Below are 13,469 nucleotides of genomic sequence, written 5' to 3'. Positions count from 1 at the left end.
TTTTTTAGCTTACTCTTTTAAGTCTTCAATTTTATCCCCTAAAGTACGATCTATAAAATTGGTCATTTTTGTATATAAATGCTTTCTTGTATTACCTCCGTAAATACCATGATTTTTGTCTGGATAAATCATCCATTCAAATTGCTTATCTGCTTGAATTAATGCTTCAACCATACGCATTGTATTTTGCACATGTACATTATCGTCTCCTGTTCCATGAATTAATAAAAAGTCACCTTTTAATTTATCCACATGGTTTATAGGTGAATTATCATCATAACCACTTGCATTTTCTTGAGGTGTTGTCATGTAACGTTCTGTGTAAATAGAATCGTAAAATCTCCAACTTGTTACTGGTGCAACAGCAATGGCCATTTTAAAAACATCATTACCTTTAAATAAAGCATTACTGGACATGAAGCCACCGTAACTCCATCCCCAAATACCAATTCTTGAAGCATCTACATAATTGCGTTGTCCTAATAATTTGGCTGCTTCAATTTGGTCTTCAACTTCAAATTTACCTAATTCTTTTTGTGTTACTTTTTTAAAATCAGCACCTTTAAATCCTGTTCCTCTTCCATCTACACAAGCAACAATGTATCCTTTTTGAGCTAACATTTGGTACCAATAATCATTAGCGCTATTCCATTTATTTGCTACCTGCTGAGAACCTGGACCAGAATATTGAAACATAAAAAGAGGATACTCTTTAGTTGCATCAAAATTTGCTGGTTTAATCGTCCACATGTTTAAATCATTACCATTTACATTAATAGTGGTAAACTCTTTTTGAGAAGTTGTGAATTCTGATACCGTTTTAGCTAAAACATCGTTATCCTTTATATTTTTTACCACATCACCATTTAAAGCACTATTTAATGTGTATTTTGGAGGTGTTGCTGCACTAGAAAAAGTATTAATAAAGTAAGTAAAATCGGCACTAAAATCTGCATTATTAGTTCCTGTTGTTTTTGATAATCGTTTTTTATCTGTGCCCTTAAGATTGATTGAATGCACATCTCTATTTATAGAACCATTCTCTACCGATTGGTAATAAATATTATTTGTTTTAGCATCGAAACCATAATAATTAGTGACTTCCCAATTTCCTTTGGTAACTTGATTAATTAGCTTCCCTTTTTTATCATAATGATAGATATGATTGTAACCATCCTTTTCACTAGTCCAAATAAAACTATTATCTTCTAAAAAAGTTAGATTATCTGTTACATCAACATAAGCTTTATCTTTTTCAGCAACAGCTAAATTGGCTTTATTTTTATTAGCATTAATTAACCACAGATCTAATTCATCTTGATGACGATTCATATACTGAGCACTTAACACATCAGCATTATTAGACCATTTAATTCTTGGAATATAAAAATCGTTATAAGCTTTATCTACTTTTACTTCAGTAGTTTTTTCTTTCTTTAAATCGTGAATATGTAATGAAACTATTGCATTAGCCTCACCTGCTTTTGGATATTTAAAAACAGTTTGTGTTTGGTATAAGTCTTTACCATAAACATCCATTGAAAATTCAGGAACATTTGTTTCATCAAAACGAATAAAAGCAATTTTATCGCTATTAGAGTTCCATTCGAATGCACGTACAAAACCAAACTCTTCTTCGTAAACCCAATCGGTAATACCGTTAATAATTTTATTTTTTACACCATCTGTAGTAAACTGAGTCGTTTTTCCTGAAGATAAATCTTTTACGTATAGGTTATTGTTTAATCCAAAAGCCACCTTTTTTCCATCTGGAGAAAACGTTGGTTCTTGAATTTTATCATTAGAAATTGAAGTTAAACTATTCGTTTTAGTGTTAAACACATAATAATTGGCTAAGGTAGATCGTCTAAAAATAGACTCTTGATTAGTAGCCAAAAGCACTTGAGATTCATCGTCGCTAAAGGTATAGTCTGTAAAATACTTTACATCTTCTAAGTTAGAAGAATTTACTAAAGTCTTTACTTTTTTAAGCGTCTTGTAATCGTAAATATCTATAGCTGTCGAACCGTTTTGTCTATCAAAGTTTAAAACAGAGTATTCTTGACCATTCTTCATAGAATGTAAAGCGTCTAATCTTTCGGTTCTAAAAGTGCCATTAGACCATATATCTTCAAGGTCTATAGATTTGTTTTGCGCTGTAGATAAAGTAGTTACTAATAAGCAGAAAAATGCTAAATATTTAGATAAAATCATTAAGAATAATTTATTAATAAAATAATGTCAAGTTTACTAAAAAATAAGCAAAAAACCCTAATTATTAACAGTTAATTCAAGTTTCAAAATTGCAAAAAATTTCAGAATATAATTTCATCAATCTAACTCTGCAACAAAATAACCAACGTTTAGTATCTTCGCACCTATAAATAACACTAAATGAGCGCAACAATTTCTGGTTTCTCAAAACTATCTAAATCTGAAAAAATAGATTGGATAGTTACTAATTACCTATCAAACTCTGAGGCAGCAAAGCAAACTATTACACAATATTTTAATGCCGATAACAAACTACAACAGCTACATGATGAGTTTATAGAAAATACTATTTCAAATTACTATTTACCGCTTGGTGTTGCACCTAATTTTGATATCAACGGTAAAACATATGCTATACCAATGGCAATTGAGGAAAGCTCTGTTGTTGCTGCTGCAAGTAATGCTGCTAAATTCTGGATGAAACGTGGAGGCTTTAAAGCCGAAGTATTATCTACTACAAAAATTGGACAAGTACATTTTATGTTTGATGGTGATTTTGAAGAATTAAAACTATACTTCAACTCTATTAAACCAAAATTAATAGCAGATACAAAAGCCATTACTGCTAACATGGAAAAACGTGGTGGTGGAATTCTAGATATAGAATTAAGAAATAAAACTGAAGATTTAGACAACTATTATCAGCTTCACGCAACCTTTGAAACATTGGATGCTATGGGAGCAAATTTTATAAATTCATGTTTAGAACAGTTTGCAAAAACGTTTAAAGCTGAAGCTGAAAAACACTTGAATACTCCTATAGAAATTGTAATGAGTATTCTTTCTAATTACGTACCAGATTGTCTTGTTCGTGTAGAAGTATCTTGTAACGTTGAAGATTTAAAAGACAAAGGCATTAGCGGTAAGGCTTTCGCCGAAAAATTTGTTCGTGCTGTTAATATTGCAGAAGTCGAGCCACATAGAGCAGTAACGCACAATAAAGGTATTATGAATGGTATTGATGCTGTTGTATTAGCTACTGGAAACGATTTTAGAGCAGTTGAAGCTGGAGTGCATGCTTTTGCTGTAAAAAACGGAAAATACACTAGCTTAACACATGCCAAGATTGAAGGTGATGTTTTTACTTTTTGGATGGAAATACCTCTTGCATTAGGAACCGTTGGTGGATTAACAGGATTACATCCTTTAGTTAAAATTGCTTTACAAATTTTAGGACAACCGTCTGCGAAGGAATTAATGCAAATTGTGGCTGTTGCTGGATTGGCTCAAAATTTTGCTGCTCTGCGCTCGCTTACGACAACTGGTATTCAAGAAGGCCACATGAAAATGCATTTAATGAATATATTAAATCAATTTGAAGCTACTAATACTGAAAAAGATAGTATTGTCAATCATTTTAAAACCAATACAGTTACACATAGTGCTGTGGTTACAGAAATTGAAAAACTAAGGCAATAATGAAAACTTTCTATAGTCACGGAAAACTACTACTTACTGCAGAATATGTTGTACTTGATGGTGCTAGAGCTTTAGCTTTACCTACAAAATTTGGACAAACACTATCTGTTGAAGCTTACGCGGAAGAAAAACTAATTTGGCAAAGTATTGATTATAAAGGTAACGTTTGGTTTAAAGATGAGTTCATTATTACTAACGGACAAATTAACTCGTCTCATACTCCCAACAATGACATTAGCATAAGGCTTATAGAAATATTAAACGCTGCAAAAATACTTAATCCTGATTTTCTTAAAGATGGAAAAGGCTATACAGTAAGCTCAAAATTAGAATTCCCAAATGATTGGGGACTAGGCTCTTCTTCTACTCTTTTAAACAATGTAGCACAATGGGCAAATATTGATGCTTTTGCATTATCTAATGCTACTTTTGGTGGTAGTGGTTATGATATTGCTTGTGCACAAAACGACTCGGCAATTGTTTATCAAATAGAGAATTCTATGCCTTTAATTAAAAACATTTCTTTTAATAAAGAATTTGAAGATCAATTATTTTTTGTTCATTTAAATAGAAAACAAAACAGTAGAGATTCTATAAAAACTTATAGAGATAACAAAACTGATACTGAAGCTGTTATTTTAAAAATAAACGATATAACTTCTCAATTAATTACTTCAGATTCTATAGCTACTTTTAACGCTTTAATTCAAGAACATGAGTGTTTAATAGGAGAAGTAACTAACCAAACACCCATTAAGAAACGCTTATTTAGCGATTTTAAACATCAAATTAAGAGCCTTGGAGGATGGAATGGCGACTTTGTTCTAGCTACGGGCGAAAAAGAATATATAGACTCCTATTTCACGTCAAAAGGTTACACTACCATAGTTAGCTTTAAGGATATGATTCTCTAACTACTTAAAACAGTATTAACTCACAACTAAATAGAAACCTATTTAATTAACTATTACATATATAAGTTTTCAACTTTTATCTATAAAAAAAAAGCCATCGCAATGCGAGCTTTTTTTATTTTATATTCAGTTTATTACTATTGTACTGTTTTAGCTCTATAATCTTCAATCTCTGAAGCTTCTTTTAAAGCATTATATAATCTTGTATTAATTGCATTCGTCTTAGCAAGTGCAACTTGGTTAGCAGAAGACTGGTAGTTTTCTAACTTAACAGCTGGAGTCTTTTTTGTTAGCTCAACCATATAAACACCTTTTACTCCTGTAACTAATTTAGAAGATTGTCCTTCTTCAAGACCAAAAGCAGTTCCAACTACAAGTGGCTCTAAACCTGCTCCTGCAATTGTTGGATTTTTCATATTAATAGCTAATGCCGTTTTTACTGTTTGGTTCTCTGCAGCTGCAAGATCTGTAAGTGAATTAGCACTTACTCTTTCTTTAATTAATTTAGCTTTCTTTTCTTTTCTAATTTCAGGTAAAGCAGTTACAGATGCATCTTCAACATTCATTAAACCTGCTTCGTTTTTACCTGTTACTTGAGCAACAATATAACCTGTAGTAGTTTCAAAACGTTTTGTATCCCCAACTTCAGTATTATCTTCAAAAGTCCAACGTACTAAACTTCTTAATGGTCCAACACCAGGAATATTTTCATCTAACTCTTTAATAGTATTAACTGGATTAACACTTAAGTTACTTGCTTTTGCAGCTTCTTGAAAATCTTGATTCCCTAATGAAACTTCAAAGTTGGTAGCCGTTCTAAACACTGCATTTTCTGTATCTACAGAAGGCTCAATAACTCTTTCTATAGTTGCTACTTTGTATGCTGTATCTTCGTTTTTCTTATCGTCGATTCTAATAACATGGTATCCAAATTTAGTTTCAACAACATCTATACTTCCTGCTTTGTTAAAGAATAAGAAGTTTGCGAAATCAGGATCGAATCCTGCAGGATTATAGTTAGATAAACGAGACCATCCAATACTGCCATCTTTTCCTTTAGAACCGTCTGTATTAATTTCGTTTGCTATTTCTGCATATTTCGTTTTATTATTTTTAACTAAGTTAAAAATACTATCTGCAGATACTTTTGCTTGTGCTTTAGTTTTTGTTGTCTCAGCATTTGCTGCTTGAGAACCAACAAAAGGAATAAGAATATGGCTAGACTGAATAGAATCTGCTAATACTTTTCTATCTAAAAGTTTTGTGATTTTAAAAGTCTTACCATCTTTATAAGGACCGTAAACAGAACCTACAGTTAATTTAGAAATACTATCTTTTACTCCATTTGGAAAGTTAGATGCATAAACAAATTTATCTTCAAATTTTACAGTTCCATCAGTTTCAGCATTTACTAAAGTAATCGCTTGCTCTTCGTTCATTTCTAAGAAACCAGGATTTCTTTCTGTTTGCTTTGTTGTTTCGTTATAAACATCTCCACCTTTAATAAATGAAATTAATTCATTTTCAAGAGTAGTTTCATCTTCTAAAGAGGCTACATTTTCAAATTTTACATATTGTAAGTTTCTTGATGCTTCAGCTTCGTATTTATTCTTGTTGTTATTAATATATGTAGTTATTTCAGATTTAGAAACTGAAATAGTACTATCTGGAATAGTTGCATAAGGAATAGATACATATTTAATATCTACTAAGTCGTTTTGTAATTTATGCTCTAATTCACCTTCAGCTAAAGTAGCATTAGATGCCGCTTTAATCATATTAATATAATTTTGCTGTAATGCACCTGAAGCAATACTCTCTTCTCCAAGAACCCATCTATTATAGAAATCATTATTAGGAGAATTCTTTAAATCTAAAATGTATTGATTAAGTAAAGACTCATCAAAAATACCATCAGCATTTAAAAACTGAGGGCTGCTAGCGTATGTTGTCTTTAATAAATCACGCATTTGCTCTCTTCCAACAGTTAAACCTAACTCGTTAAATTGAGATTCCATTACAGATTTTCTTACTTCTGCATCGAAAACTTGATTCATTATTTGAGATTGGGTAGCATTAGGATTGTTACGTGCCTCAACTTGAGCCATAAATGCTTGACGAGAAATGTCTTTTCCATTAATAGTAGCAACTACATCTGGAGATTTGTTAAATAATGCATCTTTATTATCAAAAAGGCTCGATAATATAAACGCGAATAGCGCTAATGCGATTACTAAAATTAGTACAACTGTTTTCTGTCTTATCTTATTTAAAATTGCCATCTGTTGAAATAGATTGTATTCTGTTATTGTTAAAATATAGTGGGCGAAAATACCATTTTCTATTTAATAATAAAAGCAGAAATTGGCAATAATTTTAGAATTATTGAAATGAAGTGTTTATTTATGGAAAATCCTGCAGTATTATGGCGATTTCCTTACTAATCGTCTGTTTTAACTTTTAAAGACACCAAATCTATTTTAGTATTTGAGACTTCTAATATTTTAAACTGAAAATTTTCTGTAGTCACAACATCGTTTTGTTGTGGTATTTTCTCTGTGTGATCAACAATTAAACCTCCTAGCGTTTCGTAGTTTTCGCCTTCTGGCAGGTTTAACTTATGTGTTTCGTTTAAATAATCTACTTCTAATCGTGCAGAAAAAATATAGTTTAAATCGTCTATTTTCTCTTCTCTTAATACTACTGTATCGTGTTCGTCTTCTATTTCTCCTAAAAGTTCTTCAACAATATCTTCAACAGTCATTATACCAGAAGTTCCACCGTACTCGTCTAAAACTACTGCAATACTCTTACGCTTTTTTATAAGCACATTTAAAATATCGTTTGCTAACATTGTTTCTGGAACAAACTCCACAGGCAAAACCATTGCTTTAATCGTTTTTGGTTTTTTAAACAACTCGAAAGCATGTGCATAACCAACAATATCGTCTATAGTATCCTTATAGATTAATATTTTAGACATTCCTGTTTCTATAAACAGGGCACTTAAATTTACGACAGTATCATTAATTTCTAAAGCTATAATCTCAGTTCTTGGTATCATGACTTCACGAGCTTTAACTTCTGCAAACTCTAAAGCATTTTGAAAGATTTGAATTTCTGAATCTACATCGTCATGCGCATCTATAGACTCCATCTGTTCACTTATGTAATTTCCTAATTCTAATTTTGTAAAGGCTAATTGCACTTGATCTCCTTCCGTTTTAAAGAATTTTTTAAGTACAAAATCAGATATCCAGAGTACAAAGTCTGATATAAAAGTGAATAATAAATAAAATAAATATGCAGGAAAAGCTAACACCTTAATTAAGGTGTTACTATAAATTTGAAAGAAAACCTTAGGAAGAAATTCTGCAGTAAACAAAATTACCAATGTTGATATTATAGTTTGAGAAAACAGACTTAAATCTGTTAGCAAATAACTTAAAAAAGCATAATTACTTACCAATGAAGCAAACCACTTCACCAATAAATCTCCCATAAAAAAACCATAAATAACTAAAGCTATATTGTTACCAATAAGCATTGTTGCAATAAACTTAGATGGTTTTGCTGTTAGTTTTGAAAGAATATTAGCTAAAAAATCGTCTTGTTTTTTTTCTATTTCAATATGAATTTTATTGGCAGAAACATAAGCAATCTCCATTCCAGAGAAAAACGCCGACAATAATAACGACACTACAATAATAACGATAATTAATGTTGTGGACATTTACTGTTTATTATTTCTGTCTTCATATTTTTTATGAAAACGTCTTCTAAAGAAGAACATAAATATAGCTAATGCAAATAAGAACAAAGACAAATAAGCTTGGTTTCTATCTTCATTCCAAGTCATTATGCAATCGTATAAAAAAAACGCACCTGCAATAATATAGATGTACTGTGAGAACTTTAAGTATTTCATTGTTTATATAAATCCTTTTATTAAACAACATATGTATTAACACAGCTGTTTATAAATATAATTAATTTGTAATAGTAAAGATATGTAAAATTTTGAAGTGTGCTATAATTAATACAATCTTGTATTAATCACTAACTGCAAAAAGACCACTTATTTCAAGAACCTCTGCTTTAGTAAAATCGCGATCAGAATCGAAACCTTTACCTTTTGTTAGATAGTCTTTAGACTTGTATTTTACTGGTAAGTTAGTAAATAGCCATTCTTTTTTTTGATCGAAAAACAATTGATCTGCGTATAAACTATCGCCTTCATGAGTAGAGACTATAACATTATCTTGCAAATCTATTACATCTGTGTCGCTGTATATAATTGCATAGTCTGCTACTATTGTTGTTTTAAAATTTTGTTCATCGAAAATATGCAATATAACACCTTCTGGAAACTCAGAATAACCAAACTTTCTATTTTCGTAATCTAATAATTTTGGACTAATTAAGTTAGCAACCACACGACCAGAATCTGTACGTTTAGCATTCACGTTTACGCCTACACCTTGCGGTTCGTTATCGCTTACACCAATTTTATTAACTTCTTGAAAGTTGTTTGTACAAGAAAAAAACAAAGTCATAGCTATTGCTATGACTCCGTTTTTAATATTATATATTTTATCTATTTTCATTAAATAGTAGGCACTGTTATACTTCTTCCAATCCAACATCCAATTTTAATTGTTTTTCCAGACATACCTGCTGAAAAAATATCTTGTTTAGATGGTGCTAGTGCTCTGTATTTACTAGCAAGAGAACTGCTTGATTTTGCAGCTTCATCTGCAGCTAACCAAAAGATTGCTCTTTTTTCGAAGTTAGTAGTTCCACAACTTTTAACACTTGCTGCGTACATAGCAGCTATTTGCTGGTATGGTTTTGTATCGGCTGGATTTTGTTTAGCAGCCTTATTAAAGTAAGATCTAGCTTGACCATAACTTCCTTTGCTTTTAAACTCTAATCCTAAATTATAGTTAAGCTTAGCTAATTTTAATGGATCTGTTTCTAATCTAAAGATTTCATCTAAATATTTTTGCTCTCCAGTTATTCCATATAAGTACTTAGCAACATCTGCTGTAGGCTCTAAAGAATACTTTTGTTTAACAACTTTTACAAACATTGGATCTGTTTTACAACCCTTAGCATATAACTTGTTCATTGCTCTTTGTAACCAAACACCATCGTTTTTGTTAGCCTCGTAATCTCTTTGGTAAATTGGAATTAAAACTTCGCAATTTGCTCTATCTCCTAATTCTTGCTCTAAACTTCCTGAAATTTTATCGAATGCAGCTAATGTTTGAGTATAAAATCTTTTATGCTTCTCCTCTTTACTAGATAAGCTCTCTCCTTTAGAAATAAACTCGTTTAATTTAACAGAATTTTCTTCAACTTCAGTTTCAATTTTATCAACTACATCATCATACTTATTAAATAACTCTTGAGGTGTTTTTTGTCCTTTGTCATATAAGCTTACCATCATTTTGAAATAAACGTATAATCCTTTTGGGCTTTCAAAGTTTTTTAAATCTGATTTGTAAATAGCATCAAACTCATTGTAGATTTGCTCATCTGTTAAACCTAATAATTGTCTATTATCATATCTAAGCATTACTTTTTTAGTTTCATACTTTCCTACTGGAGATTTTCTAGCGTAATTTTCTATTCTAGAATCCCATAATGCAGATAATTCATTTATGTATTCAACTTTCTTTGCATCTGTAGTTGCAGCATCAAAAAGACCTTCAAACATATCCTCTCCATACTTGTAAATTGCAGATGGGTTAAATTTTGGGCAATCATTGATTGCTTTTTTATAATATGGTAATGCTTCTGTAAATTTATCAGCTTTAACTGTTTCAACGAATAAAGACAGGTTTACCGTACATTCTTCATTACTAGCTTGAGCAAAACCTGAGTTTAGTCCCAAAAATAGTATGGCAATTATTAGTGTTATATTAGTTTTCATAATCTTAATGTTTGTTTTATTAGTCGAATTTTCTTTTTTTGAACCATCTATCGTTTAACGATAAACTAATTTTAAAATTAACAAAATTCTCTTGTATTAAATTAGCATTAGTTGTACCACGTTTACCAATTTCAAAACCGAAATTAGCATTCGAGAACGGCTCTCTGTTTGTTCCCGCTGGTAAACCTACTCCAAAAGATATGCCAAACTCTTTAATCGATTGGTTTTCTATTTGCAATCCTGTATTCTCGAAACGCAAACCTCCTCTATAAACAACACGTTTCCAATAACTTGAAAACGAATTATATTTAGGAATAAAAAAACCACCTAAAGACAAAGTTGAAGCATCTTCAAAGGTCGTTGCTGTATTTTGATATAAAACATTAGAAAACTTACTTGTATTTTGTGTTGTATATTCTATTCCTGCAAACCATTTTCTTGGCGCTCCAATTCCTCCTCCAAAAGATAGTCTTGATGGAAGTGTTAAGCTTGTATCATCTAAACCACTTGCAGCTAAATCTGCCTCAATAGTTTCTAACGCAAATTCTTCTCCTGTAATTTCATTTATGGTAATTGTAGAAAAAGATCGCTCATTAGCAGAACTAAGATCACTTGTTGGTGCATAAGTAACAGCAGACTGCAATTCTAACTTATCTGTAATCATTGATTTATAATGTAATCCTAAATTAAAGCTAAGACCACTTAAATCTGACCTATTAGTTTCTCTAGATTTTGTTTGCAAAGGATCACCATCGCCATTATAAGTATATTGTATTGTGCTATTTTGAATATTTCCAAAATTATAATTTGCGTCTATTCCTGCACTTAATCCTTCTGTTATTTGATAACCTACAGACAAAAAGGCTTTATTTAAACCTCCTTCTCCACTAAAACGTGTATCTATATCTCCTGCATCGTTCTTTGATTCCAACCTATAACCTACAGATGTATATGGGAGTAATCCAAAACCGAAACCTAGTTTACCTATCGGAACTGACAAAGCTAAATAATCGAAAGTAGTAGACGTAACACGATCTGTACTAGAATTTGTTTTTAACTCTGTTGATGTGTGACTTCCTCCTACTGTAAATTTTACAGGACGGCTTTCGTTATTATAGGTAGTAATATTAGACCCTCCATAAGTTGCAGGATTTCTAAAATTTACATGAATACTATCTTTATAAATACTCAATCCTCCCATGCTTACATTCTCCACAGAACCTTTAAACTTTAAACTCCCTATACCATAAAAAGAATATGGTGAAGCTGTTGTTTCCTGAGCGTAACTTTGAATTGCAAATAATGCAATAAAAACTAATACAAGTTTTTTTATCATTAGTGTTGATTATATTGTAAAATAAAATTCAATCCTTCTAAAAGGAAATTTGAATTCGCAAATATGCTACTTTTTAATTGTTTAGACAACATTTTAGCATCTCCTCCTGTTAAAATTACTGTTAAATCTTGATATTCTGCTTTATACTTACTTATACAACCATCTATTTCGTTAAAAACACCGTTTATAACGCCAGAGTGTATAGAAGCAGCAGTAGCATCTCCAATAAAATGCTTAGGAACTTCTGTTTCTAACAACGGTAAATTGGCTGTTTGATTGTGCATTGCTTTATAACGCATACGAATACCTGGAGATATTGCACCTCCTAAATACTCATTTTTAGCGTTTATAAAATCGAAAGTTATACAGGTACCTGCATCAATAATTAGCACATTATTATCTGAAAACTGCTCTACCGATGCGCAAACTAAAGCTATACGATCGATACCTAATGTATTTGGTGTACTATATAAGTTTTTAAAAGGTAATTTAGATTTACTAGATAATATTTGAAGTTCGAATTCTTTTTTAAGAAAATCTAGAGTATCAATATTTAATCGACCAACCGAAGAGACTATTGCTCTATCCAATTCTTTGTATTCCTTTTGAAGTTTCTTTATTTGACTTATACAGTCTTCTGTTTCAACGCTTTTTTTATCGATTAGCTCGTTTTTTTTAAAAACAGCCAGCTTTGTATACGTATTGCCTACGTCAATAATTAAATTCATATATTAAATTGAAAAACAAATCTACAAAATTGAATTATTTTTTTCTAATGTAATCTACTGATTTTATGACTACTGAATTATACTTTTTTAATTTCATGAAAAATAAATTAAAATTTTTCAACTTTATCTTTGGTAGAACCAAAAATGAGACTATATTTGCACTCGCAATTAAATGCAACTGGTGCCTTAGCTCAGTTGGTAGAGCAAAGGACTGAAAATCCTTGTGTCCCTGGTTCGATTCCTGGAGGCACCACCACTAAAAACCCGATTCATCTGAATCGGGTTTTTTGGTTTTACAAATATCTTTACACCACCAAGGCTGCTATGTTTATTTAAATTGTTTTTAAAGAGGAAGCTATAATAAAACAAACCGTCCATTACACCTCAATAGACTGTTTAAAACCTACCAAGCTAACATCTTCGGCCTCAGCATCAAACCTTTTAAGATATGGCCTAAATTCTTCTAAAAGTTCTTCAACATTATATATTTTAAGCGGTTTAGCAATAAGACCTATACAAGAATTAGATGCTTCTATTTTCTCCACATCCTGAGGACTAGTTGATGAAGACAACATATATATTCTAATACTTTTTTTATCTATTTTATTAAGCTCTTCGAATTCCTCTAAAAATTGAAACCCATCCATTTCAGGCATGTTAATATCTAATAATATTACATCCGGAACAAACATTGTTGGATAAGCACCTTCATCTTCTAAAATTTTCAAAAAATTAATAGCAGAGTTCGCACTAGTAAATGCTCGAATATCACAACCTGTACTTAACCTCTCAATAATTTTTTGATTAACAAACAAGTCTATCTTATTATCATCAATTAACATTATATTCATACCTCTTTT

The 13,469-nt window shown here is 31.0% G+C and carries 11 protein-coding genes and 1 tRNA gene; 3 read left to right on the top strand and 9 right to left on the bottom strand.

The features are described 5' to 3' along the window. Nucleotides 1-9: 9 nt before the first annotated feature. Nucleotides 10-2,214, bottom strand: a complete 2,205-nt coding sequence (locus ASC41_RS01825) for a S9 family peptidase (RefSeq protein WP_055434934.1) — start codon at nucleotides 2,212-2,214, stop codon at nucleotides 10-12. 180 nt (nucleotides 2,215-2,394) lie between these two features. Here ASC41_RS01825 and ASC41_RS01820 point away from each other — a divergent pair, with 180 nt between their 5' ends. Together ASC41_RS01820 and ASC41_RS01815 are read left to right on the top strand one after the other, a co-directional pair. Then, the gene (locus ASC41_RS01820; RefSeq protein WP_055434933.1) at nucleotides 2,395-3,693 is read left to right on the top strand and encodes a hydroxymethylglutaryl-CoA reductase, degradative; all 1,299 of its coding nucleotides are present in this window, start codon (nucleotides 2,395-2,397) and stop codon (nucleotides 3,691-3,693) included. Continuing rightward, nucleotides 3,693-4,607 (top strand): GYDIA family GHMP kinase, encoded by a 915-nt coding sequence (locus tag ASC41_RS01815; RefSeq protein WP_055434932.1) that lies wholly within the window; start codon nucleotides 3,693-3,695, stop codon nucleotides 4,605-4,607. The genes ASC41_RS01820 and ASC41_RS01815 overlap by 1 nt, the downstream gene beginning before the upstream one ends. A gap of 137 nt (nucleotides 4,608-4,744) precedes the next feature. Here ASC41_RS01815 and ASC41_RS01810 read toward each other — a convergent pair whose 3' ends face one another. From ASC41_RS01810 to ASC41_RS01780, 7 genes are all read right to left on the bottom strand, one after another. Next, on the bottom strand, nucleotides 4,745-6,889 hold the full coding sequence (locus tag ASC41_RS01810) for a peptidylprolyl isomerase (RefSeq protein WP_055434931.1): 2,145 nt from the start codon (nucleotides 6,887-6,889) through the stop codon (nucleotides 4,745-4,747). Between the two features lie 158 nt (nucleotides 6,890-7,047). Next, nucleotides 7,048-8,340 carry a hemolysin family protein gene (locus ASC41_RS01805; RefSeq protein ID WP_055434930.1) on the bottom strand — a complete coding sequence of 431 codons (1,293 nt, stop codon included), beginning with the start codon at nucleotides 8,338-8,340 and terminating at the stop codon, nucleotides 7,048-7,050. Further along, nucleotides 8,341-8,535 (bottom strand): hypothetical protein, encoded by a 195-nt coding sequence (locus ASC41_RS01800; protein ID WP_055434929.1) that lies wholly within the window; start codon nucleotides 8,533-8,535, stop codon nucleotides 8,341-8,343. Nucleotides 8,536-8,659: 124 nt separating this feature from the next. Then, nucleotides 8,660-9,214 carry an LPS export ABC transporter periplasmic protein LptC gene (gene lptC / locus ASC41_RS01795; protein WP_055435069.1) on the bottom strand — a complete coding sequence of 185 codons (555 nt, stop codon included), beginning with the start codon at nucleotides 9,212-9,214 and terminating at the stop codon, nucleotides 8,660-8,662. Then, nucleotides 9,214-10,545: a hypothetical protein gene (locus ASC41_RS01790; protein WP_055434928.1), complete on the bottom strand. Its 1,332-nt coding sequence runs from the start codon at nucleotides 10,543-10,545 to the stop codon at nucleotides 9,214-9,216. Before ASC41_RS01790 ends, lptC begins: the two co-directional genes overlap by 1 nt. Before the next feature lie 19 nt (nucleotides 10,546-10,564). Next, complete coding sequence (gene bamG, locus ASC41_RS01785; protein ID WP_055434927.1) at nucleotides 10,565-11,881, bottom strand: BamG family beta-barrel-assembly machinery protein; 1,317 nt, start codon at nucleotides 11,879-11,881, stop codon at nucleotides 10,565-10,567. Beyond that, entirely contained in the window at nucleotides 11,881-12,609 is a 729-nt protein-coding gene (locus ASC41_RS01780; protein WP_055434926.1) for a type III pantothenate kinase, read from the bottom strand. Before ASC41_RS01780 ends, bamG begins: the two co-directional genes overlap by 1 nt. 180 nt (nucleotides 12,610-12,789) lie before the next feature. Here ASC41_RS01780 and ASC41_RS01775 point away from each other — a divergent pair. Beyond that, a tRNA-Phe gene (locus tag ASC41_RS01775) sits at nucleotides 12,790-12,865 on the top strand. Nucleotides 12,866-12,986: 121 nt separating this feature from the next. Here the strand turns inward: ASC41_RS01775 and ASC41_RS01770 are convergent. Continuing rightward, on the bottom strand, nucleotides 12,987-13,460 hold the full coding sequence (locus ASC41_RS01770; protein WP_241489615.1) for a response regulator: 474 nt from the start codon (nucleotides 13,458-13,460) through the stop codon (nucleotides 12,987-12,989). Nucleotides 13,461-13,469: the final 9 nt, after the last annotated feature.

This window comes from Lacinutrix algicola, assembly GCF_001418085.1.
Classification (GTDB): domain Bacteria; phylum Bacteroidota; class Bacteroidia; order Flavobacteriales; family Flavobacteriaceae; genus Lacinutrix; species Lacinutrix algicola.
This window is presented reverse-complemented; position numbering and strand designations above follow the sequence as displayed.

Bases quoted from the DNA above. Each gene is read 5' to 3' on its own strand.
- ASC41_RS01825 (WP_055434934.1), bottom strand. From the start codon at position 2,214: ATGATTTTATCTAAATATTTAGCATTTTTCTGCTTATTAGTAACTACT.
- ASC41_RS01820 (WP_055434933.1), top strand. From the start codon at position 2,395: ATGAGCGCAACAATTTCTGGTTTCTCAAAACTATCTAAATCTGAAAAA.
- ASC41_RS01815 (WP_055434932.1), top strand. From the start codon at position 3,693: ATGAAAACTTTCTATAGTCACGGAAAACTACTACTTACTGCAGAATAT.
- ASC41_RS01810 (WP_055434931.1), bottom strand. From the start codon at position 6,889: ATGGCAATTTTAAATAAGATAAGACAGAAAACAGTTGTACTAATTTTA.
- ASC41_RS01805 (WP_055434930.1), bottom strand. From the start codon at position 8,340: ATGTCCACAACATTAATTATCGTTATTATTGTAGTGTCGTTATTATTG.
- ASC41_RS01800 (WP_055434929.1), bottom strand. From the start codon at position 8,535: ATGAAATACTTAAAGTTCTCACAGTACATCTATATTATTGCAGGTGCG.
- lptC (WP_055435069.1), bottom strand. From the start codon at position 9,214: ATGAAAATAGATAAAATATATAATATTAAAAACGGAGTCATAGCAATA.
- ASC41_RS01790 (WP_055434928.1), bottom strand. From the start codon at position 10,545: ATGAAAACTAATATAACACTAATAATTGCCATACTATTTTTGGGACTA.
- bamG (WP_055434927.1), bottom strand. From the start codon at position 11,881: ATGATAAAAAAACTTGTATTAGTTTTTATTGCATTATTTGCAATTCAA.
- ASC41_RS01780 (WP_055434926.1), bottom strand. From the start codon at position 12,609: ATGAATTTAATTATTGACGTAGGCAATACGTATACAAAGCTGGCTGTT.
- ASC41_RS01770 (WP_241489615.1), bottom strand. From the start codon at position 13,460: ATGAATATAATGTTAATTGATGATAATAAGATAGACTTGTTTGTTAAT.